Origin of the sequence: Gracilibacillus salinarum (genome assembly GCF_022919575.1) — a bacterium.
Classification (GTDB): domain Bacteria; phylum Bacillota; class Bacilli; order Bacillales; family Amphibacillaceae; genus Gracilibacillus; species Gracilibacillus salinarum.
Window position 1 is genome coordinate 4,303,449 of record NZ_CP095071.1, and the last position, 15,236, is coordinate 4,318,684.

Annotated in this window: 18 protein-coding genes; 11 read left to right on the forward strand and 7 right to left on the reverse strand. The window is 38.3% G+C overall.

What is annotated here, in order from left to right; translation table 11 throughout:
• Nucleotides 1-43: 43 nt before the first annotated feature.
• Together MUN87_RS20135 and MUN87_RS20140 are read left to right on the forward strand one after the other, a co-directional pair.
• The gene (locus tag MUN87_RS20135; protein WP_244743438.1) at nucleotides 44-802 is read left to right on the forward strand and encodes a GNAT family N-acetyltransferase; all 759 of its coding nucleotides are present in this window, start codon (nucleotides 44-46) and stop codon (nucleotides 800-802) included.
• A gap of 20 nt (nucleotides 803-822) precedes the next feature.
• On the forward strand, nucleotides 823-1,485 hold the full coding sequence (locus MUN87_RS20140) for an HAD family hydrolase (protein ID WP_244743440.1): 663 nt from the start codon (nucleotides 823-825) through the stop codon (nucleotides 1,483-1,485).
• Nucleotides 1,486-2,100: 615 nt separating this feature from the next.
• Here MUN87_RS20140 and MUN87_RS20145 read toward each other — a convergent pair.
• The gene (locus MUN87_RS20145) at nucleotides 2,101-2,439 is read right to left on the reverse strand and encodes a YqzG/YhdC family protein (protein ID WP_244743442.1); all 339 of its coding nucleotides are present in this window, start codon (nucleotides 2,437-2,439) and stop codon (nucleotides 2,101-2,103) included.
• 130 nt (nucleotides 2,440-2,569) lie between these two features.
• Between MUN87_RS20145 and MUN87_RS20150 the strand changes: the two genes are divergently transcribed.
• Nucleotides 2,570-3,151 carry a hypothetical protein gene (locus MUN87_RS20150; RefSeq protein ID WP_244743444.1) on the forward strand — a complete coding sequence of 194 codons (582 nt, stop codon included), beginning with the start codon at nucleotides 2,570-2,572 and terminating at the stop codon, nucleotides 3,149-3,151.
• On the opposite strand, the gene MUN87_RS20155 is transcribed toward MUN87_RS20150, so the two are convergent.
• Nucleotides 3,134-4,495 (reverse strand): IS4 family transposase, encoded by a 1,362-nt coding sequence (locus MUN87_RS20155; protein ID WP_244740141.1) that lies wholly within the window; start codon nucleotides 4,493-4,495, stop codon nucleotides 3,134-3,136. The genes MUN87_RS20150 and MUN87_RS20155 overlap by 18 nt on opposite strands.
• A 187-nt stretch (nucleotides 4,496-4,682) precedes the next feature.
• On the opposite strand from MUN87_RS20155, the gene MUN87_RS20160 reads away from it, so the two are divergent.
• A complete protein-coding gene (locus MUN87_RS20160; protein ID WP_244743446.1) occupies nucleotides 4,683-5,381 on the forward strand; it encodes a S41 family peptidase in 699 nt (232 codons plus the stop codon).
• Between the two features lie 455 nt (nucleotides 5,382-5,836).
• On the opposite strand, the gene MUN87_RS20165 is transcribed toward MUN87_RS20160, so the two are convergent.
• A complete protein-coding gene (locus MUN87_RS20165) occupies nucleotides 5,837-6,604 on the reverse strand; it encodes a class I SAM-dependent methyltransferase (RefSeq protein WP_244743449.1) in 768 nt (255 codons plus the stop codon).
• Nucleotides 6,605-6,911: 307 nt separating this feature from the next.
• Here MUN87_RS20165 and MUN87_RS20170 point away from each other — a divergent pair, with 307 nt between their 5' ends.
• Nucleotides 6,912-7,808 carry a DMT family transporter gene (locus MUN87_RS20170; RefSeq protein ID WP_244748031.1) on the forward strand — a complete coding sequence of 299 codons (897 nt, stop codon included), beginning with the start codon at nucleotides 6,912-6,914 and terminating at the stop codon, nucleotides 7,806-7,808.
• A gap of 64 nt (nucleotides 7,809-7,872) precedes the next feature.
• Here MUN87_RS20170 and MUN87_RS20175 read toward each other — a convergent pair whose 3' ends face one another.
• Both MUN87_RS20175 and MUN87_RS22480 read right to left on the reverse strand, forming a co-directional pair.
• Entirely contained in the window at nucleotides 7,873-8,232 is a 360-nt protein-coding gene (locus MUN87_RS20175; protein WP_244743451.1) for a YuzC family spore coat inner layer protein, read from the reverse strand.
• Nucleotides 8,233-8,324: 92 nt separating this feature from the next.
• A complete protein-coding gene (locus MUN87_RS22480) occupies nucleotides 8,325-8,621 on the reverse strand; it encodes a hypothetical protein (protein ID WP_369413967.1) in 297 nt (98 codons plus the stop codon).
• A gap of 164 nt (nucleotides 8,622-8,785) precedes the next feature.
• Here MUN87_RS22480 and MUN87_RS20180 point away from each other — a divergent pair, with 164 nt between their 5' ends.
• The 6 genes from MUN87_RS20180 to MUN87_RS20205 are packed head-to-tail and all read left to right on the forward strand — an operon-like array spanning nucleotide 8,786 to nucleotide 12,682.
• Entirely contained in the window at nucleotides 8,786-9,175 is a 390-nt protein-coding gene (locus MUN87_RS20180) for a DUF6220 domain-containing protein (protein ID WP_244743453.1), read from the forward strand.
• On the forward strand, nucleotides 9,172-9,363 hold the full coding sequence (locus tag MUN87_RS20185; RefSeq protein ID WP_244743455.1) for a DUF5957 family protein: 192 nt from the start codon (nucleotides 9,172-9,174) through the stop codon (nucleotides 9,361-9,363). The genes MUN87_RS20180 and MUN87_RS20185 overlap by 4 nt, the downstream gene beginning before the upstream one ends.
• Nucleotides 9,364-9,416: 53 nt before the next feature.
• Nucleotides 9,417-10,502 (forward strand): sensor histidine kinase, encoded by a 1,086-nt coding sequence (locus MUN87_RS20190; RefSeq protein WP_244743458.1) that lies wholly within the window; start codon nucleotides 9,417-9,419, stop codon nucleotides 10,500-10,502.
• Nucleotides 10,495-11,181 carry a response regulator transcription factor gene (locus MUN87_RS20195; RefSeq protein WP_244743460.1) on the forward strand — a complete coding sequence of 229 codons (687 nt, stop codon included), beginning with the start codon at nucleotides 10,495-10,497 and terminating at the stop codon, nucleotides 11,179-11,181. Before MUN87_RS20190 ends, MUN87_RS20195 begins: the two co-directional genes overlap by 8 nt.
• 8 nt (nucleotides 11,182-11,189) lie before the next feature.
• Nucleotides 11,190-11,933, forward strand: a complete 744-nt coding sequence (locus tag MUN87_RS20200) for an AAA family ATPase (RefSeq protein WP_244743463.1) — start codon at nucleotides 11,190-11,192, stop codon at nucleotides 11,931-11,933.
• Between the two features lie 8 nt (nucleotides 11,934-11,941).
• On the forward strand, nucleotides 11,942-12,682 hold the full coding sequence (locus MUN87_RS20205) for a class I SAM-dependent methyltransferase (RefSeq protein ID WP_244743465.1): 741 nt from the start codon (nucleotides 11,942-11,944) through the stop codon (nucleotides 12,680-12,682).
• Nucleotides 12,683-13,441: 759 nt separating this feature from the next.
• On the opposite strand, the gene MUN87_RS20210 is transcribed toward MUN87_RS20205, so the two are convergent.
• Together MUN87_RS20210 and MUN87_RS20215 are read right to left on the reverse strand one after the other, a co-directional pair.
• Entirely contained in the window at nucleotides 13,442-14,269 is an 828-nt protein-coding gene (locus MUN87_RS20210) for an ABC transporter permease (RefSeq protein WP_244743467.1), read from the reverse strand.
• 12 nt (nucleotides 14,270-14,281) lie between these two features.
• Nucleotides 14,282-15,205: an ATP-binding cassette domain-containing protein gene (locus tag MUN87_RS20215; RefSeq protein WP_244743470.1), complete on the reverse strand. Its 924-nt coding sequence runs from the start codon at nucleotides 15,203-15,205 to the stop codon at nucleotides 14,282-14,284.
• Nucleotides 15,206-15,236: the final 31 nt, after the last annotated feature.

A 15,236-nucleotide genomic window follows, 5' to 3' on the forward strand; every position in this document is an offset into this window, starting at 1 on the left:
CGGTTAGCGCCGTGATAAAAAATAACTAAGGAGTGACAATAAAATGGGACAAAATGCTTTCATACAAAAAATCGAAGAATTATCAATGAATGCCTTACCATCCTTCCAGACCGTTCTTTATGATGGTTGGGTTTTACGTTTTTCCAATGGTTATACGAAAAGAGCTAACTCTATCAATCCACTTTACATGTCAAGTGAGAAAATAGAAAAGAAGTTGAATAGAGTGGAACAAATATATCGTAAACAGAACCTGAATGTTGTCTATAAGCTTACTAAGTCTGTATATCCTCATAATCTAGATGATACCTTATCACAAAAAGGTTATATATCTGCTGGATTAACTAGTGTACAATTACTATCGCTTGATGATATAGCTGTCTCACGATCGGAAAATGCGATTGTATCCAACCGTCTATGTGATGATTGGTATACAGAATATTGTTTGCTAAATAATGTGAAAGAGCAAGACCAGCCAAATTTAAGAATAATACTTGAAAATATCCTGTCAGATGTAAGTTTTGTAAGATTAGTAAGCGAAAATCAGGAAACGTTAGCATGTGGTATGGCGGTTCTTGAAGATCAATACTTAGGATTGTTCGATGTTGTTACCAATCCTAAATTTAGAAACAAGGGGTATGGCAAACAGCTCATGCTAACCCTCCTGCAATGGGGAAAAGAAAATGGAGCAGCTCAAGCCTATCTCCAAGTTGTTTCCGATAATACACCAGCACTGAATCTATATGCAACGTTAGGATTTCAAGAGGCATATAAATATTGGTATCGAGTGAAAAGTTACCAGTAAGAAATGGAGGGAATCTATATATGAAGAATTATAAAGTAATCTTATTCGACTTAGACGGAACACTTTCAGACCCAAAGGTTGGTATTACGAAATCTGTCCAATACGCTCTGAACAAGATGGGAATCGATGAACAAAACTTAGATAAATTAGAATGTTTCATCGGTCCGCCGTTACACGTATCTTTTGCCGAACATTATCATTTCAATGAGTCAGAGATTGATAAAGCGATTAAATTTTATAGAGAGCGGTTCAAACAAAAGGGTATGTTTGAAAACGAATTGTATCCTCAGATTACGGATATGTTAAAATCATTGAGTAAACAAGGAGTTATATTAGTGGTGGCAACTTCGAAACCGACTATTTTTGCAGAAGAAATAGTAAGTTATTTTAAGATTGCTGATTATTTTGAACGTATTGTCGGCAGTAATCTTGATGGAACGAGAAGCTCAAAAACAGAGATTATTCAATACATTCTTGATACCTACAGTCAATTTGATTCTGATGAATTTATCATGATTGGAGATAGAGAGCACGATATCATTGGAGCAAAAAACACTAGGATTGATTCTATTGGTGTGACATATGGATATGGATCATTAGCTGAGATAAATCAGATTAGCCCTACTTTTCTTGTGGAAAATGTAGGTGAATTGAGAAGAACTCTTATGGCAAGTATATTCTAATGTGCCTTTTAGTATATACCAGGTATAAGATAAAATTCAGCACTCGCTAATAGACGAGGGAAATGCCGGGTTTATTCTAATCACTTAAGAAAGCATATAAGTGCAGGCACAGTATTCATGTTGAACATGAAGTTTCGTTTCTATAATATGGATTATGTAAACAAAGGCTTTATTGCAAAATAGTCATTTTGATATTGATTATCTACTTAGAAAAGCTCCGGAAATAGGCTCAGAGTCCTGTGGAGGCGGGTTCAGCCTCCTCGCGAGCAAAAAACGCTCACTGCGGGGTCTTCTAACCACGACTGATCGCACGGGAGTCTCCGCCTATTTCCTATGCTTAAGGGAAGTTCTGCAACGGATGTAGCAGAAAGAAGCAGGCGTGCTAGGTCATCAAAAAGGTGTATATCTTGCAGATAGTGCTCCATATCCTGGTTGTCGCGCGTAGGCCAACCACGTAGACTCCCCGCAGGACGCGGAGTGGTTGACGGAAGCGGAATCTCAGCACATTAAATAGCTCAATATGGATGCTCGGCTAGCAATGGCAATGACATAATCCATATTATAGGTAATTGTATATTATTTTACTAGCTACGACCATTGGTTTTCCTTATGTCTTTATCGATCTGTTTCGTTAAATGTAATATCAATAACTTTCTCTGTTTCATTATCAAATTTAATGTCTACAAATACACCAAATTCTTTCGTTTCATTTTTAAGCCAAAGTTTAAATTTCTCTGTTGTATACTCCGGTGCTTTTTCTCTGCCGACATGAAGATAATCAATAATTTTAGATTGAGGATATTTTTCTTTCGTTTCTTTCATAGCAATTTGTCCCCATTTTGCATAGGAAGGTTCTTCTTCTTGTGCAGCACTTACTGTATTCGAGTTGACATGTATCCACGCACCCATCAAAAACAAACCAAAAACTAACTGAAATGATATAAATATTCTCATTTGTGCAGAACTCCTTTTTCTAGTAGTATTTTCTTATTCGTTCAGGGTTATGTGTGAATTTTAGCGAAACTTTACCTGTTTAAATTCGTATAGTATGTAGAGTTCATATCCATATTTTGGAGGTCATGTAATGTATATAACTATATTTGATGATATTGTTAGCGTTTTGCATAAGGATTATGCTGGCTGTTTAGACAAGGTAGGCTGGGATAATCCCGACTTTTACCGTAATGAAATTAAAAAACGGCAAGAGCAAGGCAAAATAACGGATCAAAAATTTGCAGAACTCGTTCAGGATTACCTATTAGATTTTAAAGATTTACATATGCATTTTAAATACGCTGTGAATTCCCGTGAAAACAACATAACAGACGCGGGGTTCGTTGTAAGAAGGTACAAAGATGCTCTTTATGTAGTAGCTACAGGAAAAGAAAATCGTTTGAATCCAGGGGATGTCATTCTAAAGTTGGATGGAAGAACTGTCTCAGAGTTAGCTGAATTTCATCAAAGACAACTAAGGGAGTCAGAGCCAGAGCGGGAAAATTGGACTGCGATTGTTCCGTTGTATAAAACGATGGAAATAAAAGATAAGGAAGGTAATGCGTTTCTTTTAGAAATAAAGAAATATGAAAAAGAACAGCATCACGGAGAGTATAGTCTTAAAGAAATAGAAGAGGGTACATTAATTATAAACTCAACTTTCGCACACTGAAATAGGCAGGTAAGCCCTGATATAGTTGGGTAAGCCTGCGATCCAGTGTTGGACTTGACTTTTGATTAATTTTTGTACCTTCTTGTTGCTCTGTTTCAAGGCATCTTCAAGAAGCTCGATCAACTGCTGAAGTGCCACAGCCCAATCAAGATCATGAACTTCATCACTTAATTCATAAAACATGCCGCCAAGTGTTCTCTCATCTGTGCTACATCGGTTTTGCCACGAGAGAATAATATATCGTGCGAATACGATGGTCGTATGACTAATTAAGCCGTCATATGAACGACTTTGGAACTCTTTTTGGAGTTTCAAAAGAGACTTTGTTGTTTTGAAAAAAACTTCAATGTCCCAGCGTATCCCATAAATACGAATGATTTCTTGATCACTTAGGGTACAGTCGGTGCTTAAAATAGCTAACCATTCGCTTTTTTTATTTCGATTACGCACAAAGACCACTTTAATAGGCACGCCATTCGCTTGTGTCGTATGAATCGAACGAAGAATGCTTTTCTTTCCACCTGTTGGTTTCGCAAAACGATAAAGTTCCTTTAAGCTTACACGTTGGCCATTCACAAGGTAACGCTGCTTCAAGTTCTTTACCATGCCAATGACCTCAAGTCCTTGCTCTTTTATTTCCTTAACGAGAGGCTGATACGTGAACCAAGAGTCCATCAGCACATAGGAAGCATCAATACCGGCATTCATTGCGCGTTTAACCATACCTGGTAGTTGCTCAGGTGCGGTTTGTAATGCTTCTACTCTGCGTTTATAACCGGAACTACGCTTATCAACTTTTGATGATATACCATTAATTTGGCTTTTCTTCGAGCTCAATAAAGAAAAGTCCACTGGAATGAATGTGGCACCATCTGACCAGCCAAGAGTCAGCATACGAAACCCTTTATAGAAGCGCATTTTTTGGGATGCATGGTCAAAACAGCGCGCTAATAATTCAACCGATTTACTGCGATTACGATCATACGAAGAATCATCTACAATCAATACTTTCGGGCGATCATGACTCGTTAAGTTGGTTACTTTTCCAATGGTATGAGCACTTAGAAACAGTAAAAACCTTCTCCAAGCAAATGTTGACTTGTTTAAAAAACGATAGACGGCATTCTTTTCTGGACAATCATTCGCTTTGGTACTTTGAAGTACTTGATACCAGTTCTTATTTTCAAAGATCAAACAAAAAATCAATTGAAAAAGATAGGCACAAGTAAAGCCTACAGACTTTGTAATACCAGCTTTTCTAAGATGTTTAAACACGTCCAATTCTCTAAATGTTGATTTTAATTCATTTGGTAGTTGCTTATTTAGGTCATTATTCGCTATCATATAGGAGACACCTCTTCTGTATTGGTAGTGTTTTCTCGTCAATTACACTATACCAAATGTTGAGGTGTTTTTTTATACCTAATTCGATTGTCAATGACCATATTTGAACAGTAATAAGCTTTGCAGCTAGTTATATTGAGTGCTTTTTTCTAGCTGCGAAAGTTGAGTTATAAAGCTTACAGACTTTATGGATCACCAGGCAGTTAAAGCGTTAGTAAGAGATAACGAATTCCTGATAAAAAATTGTACAAACCTTATAATTGATGTACGTGTTAATAAAGGTGGTAGTGATTTAGCTTTCTTCGAATTACTTCCTTATCTTTTTACTGGTGAAAAAGTAGATCTAAACAGTTTTAATGATGATAAGATGTTGACTAACTGTACCGATCGAAATGTGGAAATCCGTACAAAGTTGCTAAAAGATGCTGCGTCATCGATTAAAGATTCCAACACGCTGGATCAGATCAACACAATGATAATGGAATTGGACAAAAATAGAGGTAAAGGTTTTGTCGAGCTTGACTTTGGAGAAATAGAGAACAGTTTGATCATCAAAACAAAAACTGGGCCAGAAAAGGTGACGGTTTTAACGGATGTTTATTGTGGAAGCTCAGGTGATTCATTTGTGGAGCTATGCAAAAACTCCTCAAAAGTCATTGTAATGGGAAGACCTACCTTAGGTTTAAACGATTATGCAAATATAGCCATAATGGAATTGGCAGATAAGTTTGAACTGTGGTATCCAACCACTAAACTATCTAGAGTGGATGAAGGGAAAGGAATGAGTGGAAAAGGTATTCAGCCTGATATCTACATCCCTTGGAGTCCTCAGCATATAAAAGAAGATGTTGACTTAAAAGAGGCGCTGCAAAAAGTCACCAAATAATAAGTGGCAAATTTCATCATTATCATTTTCTCCTTGCGTGGGATTTATAATGGGGGATTATGTCAGCGTTGAAGTAATTTTGAAATACTTAGTATGCTGCTGGAATATATATTGCTTCGGTCAACTACACTCCACGTTCAGCGGGAGTCTAGGCGGTTGGCCGAAACAATGGCTAGCTCTGTAACTAATCCAGCAGGTGTGATATGGAGCACTATCTGCAAGTTTTATACCTTATTTTGTTGCCTTAGAATGAACTGTTTTACGCGTTGTAAAATATGCGGAGACTGCTTTCGGTGGTTGCTAGCCTCGCTTTATCACGGTGCTAACCATCCGTAATATCCCCACCTCAAGATTCGAGAGATTATTAAGAAGCTAAGTGGGGGATAAACGGACGATAACTTCCTGATAAGTTTCGCTAGCAATCAGTGGGGGGTAAAACCCCACTGATTGAAGTCTCACTTTATCCCGATCACTCTCAACCTCTTATAATCCGCAACCCATTGATCATCTTGGAATAACACATCCCGCAGACTATCTTCTACACCACTTATAATTTGTTCCTTCATTTCATCAGAGCTATCCTTCAATAGTTCTGTTGCAAACATCTCAACCCAGTTTCTTATCCCTTCCTCACCATCTAACGGTGTTGGTCTGTCAAAATGTTGAGCGAGTGTCACTCGAAACCCAGCATGCTCCATTAATGCCGTATATTCTGCGATGCTTGGGAAATACCATGGGAACTGTTGATTATGATAGTCGATCCCTGCCTTCTTAATTTGAAGAATAATTGCATCGGTGATCGTTTCTACATTCCCTTTACCACCGAATTCTGCGACAAATCTGCCACCCGGCTTCAAGCTGTGATATATTCGTTCAAGTGCTGGTTTGGGCTGTTTTACCCAGTGAAGGGCAGCGTTGGAAAAGACAGCATCAAATTGCTGATGATACTCCATCTCCAAAATGTCTTGAGCACTGAAGTGAATGTGAGGATATTTATGTAAGGCTTGCTGGATCATATTCTCGGATTTATCAATGCCTTCTATTGTTACTTGTCTGTGAGAGATTTGATTGGTTAAATCACCAGTACCACATCCCACATCAAGAATGCTTTCTCCTTTAACAGGTGCTAACAGTTGGACAACATCATTTCCTAACTCAGAAACAAAAGAATGGCGGTGATCATAAAATTCCGGATTCCAATAATCCTGTACACGTTCGCTCATATACAATTCCTCCTTTTAATAAATAGTAACCATCAGTTTTCTGTATCAATCTTGTCAAATACTACGGAGTAGACATACCTTTTGTGATTAAATGGAATTATTTTCTGTAAGTATACCATTTTATTTGTCTAAAGTGTGGATTATATATAGCAGAAAAATGTTAAGATAGTAGTCATGATTTTATCACGGTGTTAACCGTCTGTTTCCTCCCATTTCTTCACAAAGAAGCTAAGTGGGAGGAAACAGACGCTAATACCCTGATTAGTTTCGCTAATGGGAGTGATTTGCTATTTATCCATATATGTTAATGGTATTGGTTGTTATTTTTTATGGTGGCAATATTTTAGTAGGTAAAGCGATTAATGATTTACCACCTTTTACGATCGCTTTTTTTCGATTGTTTATTGCACTTTTGATTTTGCTGCCAATCGGATGGAAATCGGCATGGCATTACCGGTCTGTCTTTGTGACATACAAATGGCCATTTCTGATGATGACATTATCAGGAATAACCTTTTTTAATACTTTCATTTACGGTGCTTTGCAATATACAACGGCAACAAATGTATCAGTGCTTGAAACCGTTATTCCAGTCGTGACTGTCATTTTCAGTGTGATTCTGCTTAAGGAAAAGCTGCAAAGTGTACAATGGATTGGAATTGTTATATCGTTTTTCGGGGCAATTTGGGTAGTACTTGATGGCAGAATAGTAGCGTTATCGTCTATGAACTGGAATGTCGGTGATGGGATAATGGTAGGCGCCATCTTCTCCTGGTCTATTTATTCGATATGTGTGAAGAAATATATGCATTTATTTCCAGTGTATGGCGCACTGCTTATCATGACAGGAATTTCAGTGCTTGTCCTGTTACCAGTTGTCGGGATCGAATGGCTGATAACTGGTATACCTTCCTTTAATGGAGCAGCGCATATTGTTTCATTATTCTATTTAGGAATATTTCCATCATTTATTGCTTTGCTATTTTTTAATCGTGCGGTGGATATATTAGGGCCGTCTAAAGCATCGGTATTTTTGAATTTTCTTCCGGTAGTAACGGTAATTGGAGCTTATTTCTGGTTAGGTGAAACGATTACTACGATGAAAATAATTGGTGCTGTTCTTGTAATAGCAGGTGTGCTTATTACCACACAATTCGGAAGAAGAAAGCAAATGGGGGAAGACCTCGATCAAATATCCTCATAACTAGTTAGTGCCACCTTGCTGCAAGATGGCACTAACTTTATTTTCTAATTGGCTTACTCTTCTATTACCAACGCAACGCAATAATTACATGACAACAATCTGAATTGGCATCGTTTGAAGAGAATTCTAATCTGATACTATCCGGGTTAAAATGAACCTCTATTTTGGAGGAAATATCTCCAATCGAATGAATTAGGCGCCTCACCTCTTCATGATTCGAAGCTTGGGCAGCATTCATTAACTCTGTATCAAATTCTTTGGATTCGGCAAATTTTGTAAGAACCATTCGGGCTTCTTGTAATATTTTTTGTGACTGATTAGCGGATTGATATAGTGTGTTCGGATCTACCGGTGGATATGGACGTTGCCAATGATGATAGTTGGAATAGGCAGGAATGAAGTAAGGATAACGAGCATCGTACATGATTTTCTTCCCCTTTCCCATAAATACATATAGTTATCTATATGCGTTTGTGCTTGTATAAGGGAATAGGCTATACAATTCTGCTAGCATTTTTAACTCTCTCTTTGAATGAATTTATAAAAGACGACAAAGCTGGTGATAAAGAGTAAAAGAGCCGTGCCTAATACAAAATAACCGCCGGCAAACGAATTCGGACTACCGACAAGTACCCAAATCTGATAAGTTACAGACACAAGAGAGGTAATGAGAGAAAGGCCACAAATTAAAGAAAGACAATTGTGTTTAATTTCGGTAAAGTAAGAATGTTCATCTCGATATTTAATTACGGATAACAGTTTAAGTGATGAGAAAAAAACCACGAACGATAAGATTAAAATAGCAAGATTCATTTCTACACTCCTTACACGTGTTCAACTGTAAACACATCGTATCAATTGAAACATTTTTCTCCAATAGAAAAAAATAAACTTAATAAAAAATTAATAAATTGCTAAGCTGCTGTTTAGAATTGCTCGATATCATGTACTTATCAATAAAAGAGGAGGACATGATATTGAAATATCGCTTTTTTACCCGTATATATGCAGTACTAGCCATATTATTTCTGCTTAGTGTAATGGCACAGTTCGTTTTTGCTGGAATGGCCGTGTTTATAAGTCCGCTTCATTGGCAAGAGCACACGTTTTTTATTCACCTGTTTGGATTTAATGTACCATTATTGATGATAGTGCTTGCCTTGCTTGGCAAATTACCTGGCTGGGCGTATTGGCAATTGTTTGGCATAATGTCTCTCGTATTTGTGATGTATTTTTCCGCAAATATGAGCGGAAAGTTACCTTTGCTTGCTGCTATGCATCCAGTGATTGGCACAGGATTATTGCTTGTTGCTTATTGGAAGGTGATCAAGTTATATCATTATATGAAAAAGGAGCAGACACAATGAGATTAGTTATCGGGATAATTATAGGTTTTATCGGTGGTTTTGTGTTAGGCGTTGCATTATCAAGTGTAATCGGCATGGCTGGTATGCTGTTATTTCAAATGGCACTGGGGATGAAATATCTCTCCGTATATCTAGGTATAATCGGTGCTGTTACAGTACCAGTTATAGATTACAAGCACAACGGTTAAACTGGTTTATCCGTACGCTTTTCTATATAATCATGGCAAAGGCAGGTGTTACGATGTCGATCAAAAAAAGGCTGTTACTTTCTAATATTGCGATGATTGTCGTACCAGTCATCGGATTTTTGTTAATCGAAATCTTACTTGGTTATCTATTTTTCATAAAAGGTGAGGGAGCTCAGAACGAACAGGTGATGCAGTCATTTATGAATTATCGTTTAGCAGCTTTAATTCTTGTGCTCATCGTGACGAATGGATTGTTGACCTATTTTGTCTCACGGACGATCATTAAGCCGATTCAACAATTAAGAAATGCAGCAGGGGCAATAAAACAAGGAAATCTGAATGATCCTATCAAGTTGCCATCAAATGATGAGCTCGGCGAATTAGCTAACACGATGGAAGAGATGCGTGAGAGTTTGCAAATGGCGAAACAGACACAGGAAAAATATGAAACGAACCGTCGTGAACTGATCGCTAGTATTTCCCATGATCTACGGACTCCGATTACCTCGATCAAAGGTTATGTCCAGGGCGTGTTAGATGGTGTTGCAGATACAGAGGAAAAACATGATCGATACATGAGAACGATTTACAACAAAACCGAAGCATTGGAATATATGGTCGATGAACTGTTTGTTTATTCGAAGCTGGATTTACAACGTATGCCTTTTCACTTTGAAACCATCGATCTTGTTTCCTATTGTCATGACATAATGGAAGAATTACGATTTCAATATCCGCAGATTGACTTTGTATTTCAGCAATCTGGAAGGATGACGAATATTGAAGCAGACCGTGAACAATTACACCGAGCCATATTAAATGTGGTCACGAACAGTGTGAAGTATCAAAATAATAGTAGATCAAAAATTATCTTCTCTATTACAGAAAAGGAAGAAAATGTTATACTGATGATAAAAGATAATGGTATCGGCATCGATCAGGCTGCAGTACCTTTTGTGTTTGATCAATTTTATCGAACGGACTCATCACGTAATTCGGCTACAGGTGGCAGTGGATTAGGACTGGCGATTGTGAAGAAAATTATCGAAATCCATCAGGGCACCGTCTGGGCAGAAAGTGAGCCTGGAATAGGCACAACGATTTATTTTCAATTGAAAAAAGGTGAACACGATGAATAAAGTCTTAATTGTGGAAGATGAAATGAGTATTGCTGAACTGGAAAAGGATTATTTAGAATTAAGTGGGTTTGATGTGACGATAGCATTGGACGGTGTGTTAGCAAAACGAGCGATCGAGCATCAGGCGTATGATTTAATTATACTGGATATTATGTTGCCAGGGACAGATGGCTTGGAGCTGTGTGAACAATTGCGCCGAACATTAGATATTCCGATTTTGATGGTAACTGCACGTAAAGAAGATATTGATAAAATAAAGGGCTTTAACCGGGGAGCAGATGACTATATCGTCAAACCTTTCAATCCTAATGAGCTGGTGGCACGAGTAAAAGCTCATTTATCGAGATATAGAAGGTTGACTAACCGAGAAAGTACTCATCAATTAATCGAAATCGGCAATGTTACGATTGATCCACCCTCTCGAAAAGTTTCAGTTAATGGACAAATAATTACGTTAACAGCGAAAGAGTATGATCTACTCTATTTTTTAGCTTGTCATCCTAATCATGTTTTTACGAAAGAACAATTACTTGAAAGAATATGGGGGTTTGATGCAATAGGTGACAGCTCTACCGTTACCGTCCATATACGTAAGCTCCGTGAAAAAATTGAGGGAAATCCATCCAAGCCCAACGTGATAGAAACGATTTGGGGTGTGGGTTATCGTTTAAAAAAGTAGGTGAGAAGATGTATGTAAAGCGAATTTCATTAGATAGGGCAAAGGTTAAATCAAAAACTGACTATCCTTTTTCCATACCAGTTATTCAAAATTTTGAACAATTGGAAATAGAAAACAATGTTACTTTTTTTGTAGGAGAAAATGGGTCTGGAAAGTCTACCTTGCTAGAAGCCATAGCGGATAAGTGTGGATTCCATACGGCTGGTGGCGGCCGCAATAATTCCTATGATGCAGAAGCAACGCAATCAGATCTCGGCGATTATGTGACGTTATCGTGGCTGCCTAAGATAACGAATGGCTTTTTCTTGCGTGCGGAGACGTTTCATCAGTTTGCTACTTATATTGATTCTTTGGAAGATGATCCATTCTCATCTTCCACTAAATACGAAGCGTATGGTGAGGATTCTTTACATCATCAGTCACATGGCGAGTCGTTCTTATCCTTATTTCAGAACCGTTTCCATCAACAAGCCATCTATTTATTGGACGAGCCTGAGGCTGCTTTGTCTCCGCAACGACAACTCGCCTTTTTACGTATACTGCATGAGTTAGCTTCATCAGGACAGTGTCAATTTATTATTGCAACCCATTCGCCGATTTTATTAGGATATCCAGATGCCAAAATATGGAGCTTTGATGATGAGCAGATTGCGGAGGTTAAATACGAAGATACCGATCATTATCAGATTACGAGATTATTCCTGGACAATCGCGAGCGAATGTTAAGCGAACTTTTTAAAGAAAAGGAGTGAAGTGCAGGATGGACGAGAAGTTTGATTACCGTGCATTTTATGAAGAAGTAGGTAAGGAAAATGGCTGGAATTTTGACAAACTCCAAGTAGAAACAGAAGGAAACGGTTGGGAGTTTTATCAGGAAGTGTTAAAGAAGGTGGGAGAATCTGATTGTTTGTTAGATATAGGCTGTGGGAGCGGAGAACAGCTAATTAAATTAGCCGCTTCATTATTTTTGGTGGTCGGTATTGATCTGTCACGAAGTATGATAGAAAAGGCAGATCAAGCATCACAGAAAAATGTGAAATTTTTTCACATGACTTCTGATCAATTGCAATTTCCGAATGGCTTTTTTGATATCGTTACCAGTCGTCATGCCCCGTTCTCTGCTAAAGAAGTGGCAAGCGTATTGAAAAAGGGCGGGGTATTTATGACACAGCAAGTCAGGGAAACGGATAAGATAAATTTAAAAAAAGCATTTGGCAGGGGGCAGGCATTGGAATCACAGGACGGACAGTTAAAAGACAACTATGTCAAGGATTTGAAGGAAGCAGGTTTTACTACTGTGCAAACCTGTGAATACGATGCCACCGAGTATTATCAGAGACCAGAGGATTTGCTTTTTTTATTAAAATATACGCCAATTATCCCAAAATTCGGTGCGTATTCTGATGATTTAGATAGGTTTGAAGATTTTATAGCAACGTATCAGACAGAAAAAGGAATCGCAACGAATTCTAAACGGTTTTTGATTGTGGCAAAAAAGTAGTGATCTGTTATTTTAAGATGTAGCTGAGAGTTAAGTTGAACGTATGTTTTATCTTCAGCACTATGCCTAAATAAAATAAGTCAGTGTTGAGTTCCTATAATATGCATTATGTTAACAAAGGCAGTATTGCAAAATGGTCATTTTGATATAGATTATCTGCTTAGCAAAGCTCCGGAAATAAGCTCCGCGTCCTGTGGATCTTCAGCTCGTGCTGATTCCACGGGAGTCTCCGCCTATTTCCTACGCTTTAGGGAAGTTCTACAACGCATGGAACAGCAAAAAGCAGTGGTTCTAAGCATTATGTTATTCAAAAGCTGATATTAAGGGTGCACTCAATATGCTAGCAATTCCAAAAGTTGTAGAGCCCCCATCCAAGCGTAGGCCAACCACGTAGACTCCCGCGGGACAGGCAGGTGCTGGAGATCCACTTTGTGAAGCGCCCTTCTTCACAAAGTTAGCTTCAGCCGTGCCCCGCAGGACGCGGAGTGGTTGGCTGAAGCGGTATTCCAGCACATTATATATATCAATATGGATGCTTGGCTAGCGATGGCTAGTTTACATAATGCATATTATGGTAGTTGTATATAATTTATTCAATTAGGACCGGGCGGGGTATGCCCGATTTTTCTGATTTTTGATGGCTAGACTTAACCATGCATAAAGCTACCCATAATCGATATTATCAGGATAATTACTTTGTTAATAAAAGAAAGAGTCTGATTTAGCTGCTAAATCAGACTCTGCTATAATATAGTTCGTTTAAGCATGCGCCCGCTTGAAGCTTACGGTGGCGATTGCTACGAATACGACAGCGAATGCCAGTATAAATAATATTTCCTCAAATACGGTCACGGAACGGCCGAATACAGTGATATCAAGTCCCATAGTTTGACGGATTGTTTCTGGAAGACTGTCGACGTCTATCATGATTTTCTTCATGACATCGACACCGTACGTAACAGGGTTAAGCTTCACAATGACATCAAGCCAGCTTGGCATATTGTTAATTGGAAATAAGGCGCCGGATAAGAAAATCATCGGCATTACCAGAATTTGCACAATGAGCTGGAAGCCTTGTGTGGATTTAATCATACTTGCAAATAACAAACCAACCCCGGATAAAGCGGCCCCAAGCAGAAACATAAATGGAATGACTTTAATTAAGGACCAAATATCATAAGATAGCCCGAGAAAAGGGATTAATAAAAACAGAATGATACCTTGAATCGTTGATACAGAAGCTGCCCCTAGCATTTTTCCAATTGCGATGCTTACTCGTGAAATGGGGGAGACAAGGATTTCTTTCATGTACCCATAATTTTTATCTTCAATTACAGACATCGCGGAGAATATCGCTGTCATCAGTAATGTCATCGATACGATACCAGGGAAGACGAATTCAACATAGTTAAATCCTTCACTACCGTCTGCCATTCCCCCTGCCATCATCGATTCCATTGTCCCACTTAATCCACCGCCAAATATTAATAGAAATAGGATCGGCATAGAGAATGAACCTAACAGCCGAGCGCGATCTCTGAAAAATTTCGTTAAATCTCTTTGCCAAATTGCCAGAATTCCTTCCATGTAAATACCTCCTTAATCCTTGATTTTGCGACCTGTATACGCTAAAAAGACATCATTCAATGTAGGTTTGCGGATGTTTAGCGCAGTAATTGGAATTTCTAATGTCTTGATAAATTTTGAAATAAACGCATCACTGCTCGATACCTTCAGGTGAATGGTATCGTCTTTTACCTCCACCTCTGCATCGCTGATTTTTTCTTCGATTTCTTTTAGTGCTGCATCATTATCTTCCGTGGATAACTCGATCATGTCACCACCTAATTGATCCTTTAAGGCTGCAGGGGAATCAATGGCAATAATTTCACCTTGATCCATAATCGCGACACGATCACTAATCTCAGCTTCATCTAAATAATGCGTCGTTAAAAACATCGTAATGCCTTCTTTTTCCTTCAATTTTAAAATGTATTCCCATAAATGAGCACGTGTATTTGGGTCGAGACCGACTGTCGGCTCATCTAGAAACAATACCTTCGGATAATGAAGCAATCCGCGCGCTATTTCGAGCCGGCGCTTCATCCCGCCAGAGTATTCCTCGACCCGTTGATTTTGTTCGTCTACAAGGTCAACAATCTCCAATACTTCCAGTATACGAGCATCACGCTTTTCTTTCGGAACATTGTAAAATCTGCAGTGTAATTTTAGATTTTCGTTAGCCGTTAATTTTTCATCTAATGTATTCTCTTGAAAAATAATACCGATACTTGCGCGTACCTCATCTTTTTCCTTATTTGCATCGTAGCCGTTAATAATAATCTCTCCGGATGTAGCTTTCAGCATCGTACAAATCATATTAATTGTGGTGCTTTTACCTGCGCCGTTTGGTCCAAGAAAGCCAAAGATTTCACCTTCTTTCACATCGAAACTGATCCCTTTAACTGCTTCAACCTTCTTATATGTTTTGGTTAGATCTTTTACAGATATGACGGAATTCAATATAAAACCTCCTCATGAAAGAAATAGTTAT

Excerpts from the sequence above, each read along its gene's own strand:
- MUN87_RS20135 (WP_244743438.1), top strand. The coding sequence starts at position 44 with ATGGGACAAAATGCTTTCATACAAAAAATCGAAGAATTATCAATGAAT.
- MUN87_RS20140 (WP_244743440.1), top strand. The coding sequence starts at position 823 with ATGAAGAATTATAAAGTAATCTTATTCGACTTAGACGGAACACTTTCA.
- MUN87_RS20145 (WP_244743442.1), bottom strand. The coding sequence starts at position 2,439 with ATGAGAATATTTATATCATTTCAGTTAGTTTTTGGTTTGTTTTTGATG.
- MUN87_RS20150 (WP_244743444.1), top strand. The coding sequence starts at position 2,570 with ATGTATATAACTATATTTGATGATATTGTTAGCGTTTTGCATAAGGAT.
- MUN87_RS20155 (WP_244740141.1), bottom strand. The coding sequence starts at position 4,495 with ATGATAGCGAATAATGACCTAAATAAGCAACTACCAAATGAATTAAAA.
- MUN87_RS20160 (WP_244743446.1), top strand. The coding sequence starts at position 4,683 with ATGGATCACCAGGCAGTTAAAGCGTTAGTAAGAGATAACGAATTCCTG.
- MUN87_RS20165 (WP_244743449.1), bottom strand. The coding sequence starts at position 6,604 with ATGAGCGAACGTGTACAGGATTATTGGAATCCGGAATTTTATGATCAC.
- MUN87_RS20170 (WP_244748031.1), top strand. The coding sequence starts at position 6,912 with ATGGTATTGGTTGTTATTTTTTATGGTGGCAATATTTTAGTAGGTAAA.
- MUN87_RS20175 (WP_244743451.1), bottom strand. The coding sequence starts at position 8,232 with ATGTACGATGCTCGTTATCCTTACTTCATTCCTGCCTATTCCAACTAT.
- MUN87_RS22480 (WP_369413967.1), bottom strand. The coding sequence starts at position 8,621 with ATGAATCTTGCTATTTTAATCTTATCGTTCGTGGTTTTTTTCTCATCA.
- MUN87_RS20185 (WP_244743455.1), top strand. The coding sequence starts at position 9,172 with ATGAGATTAGTTATCGGGATAATTATAGGTTTTATCGGTGGTTTTGTG.
- MUN87_RS20190 (WP_244743458.1), top strand. The coding sequence starts at position 9,417 with ATGTCGATCAAAAAAAGGCTGTTACTTTCTAATATTGCGATGATTGTC.
- MUN87_RS20195 (WP_244743460.1), top strand. The coding sequence starts at position 10,495 with ATGAATAAAGTCTTAATTGTGGAAGATGAAATGAGTATTGCTGAACTG.
- MUN87_RS20200 (WP_244743463.1), top strand. The coding sequence starts at position 11,190 with ATGTATGTAAAGCGAATTTCATTAGATAGGGCAAAGGTTAAATCAAAA.
- MUN87_RS20205 (WP_244743465.1), top strand. The coding sequence starts at position 11,942 with ATGGACGAGAAGTTTGATTACCGTGCATTTTATGAAGAAGTAGGTAAG.
- MUN87_RS20210 (WP_244743467.1), bottom strand. The coding sequence starts at position 14,269 with ATGGAAGGAATTCTGGCAATTTGGCAAAGAGATTTAACGAAATTTTTC.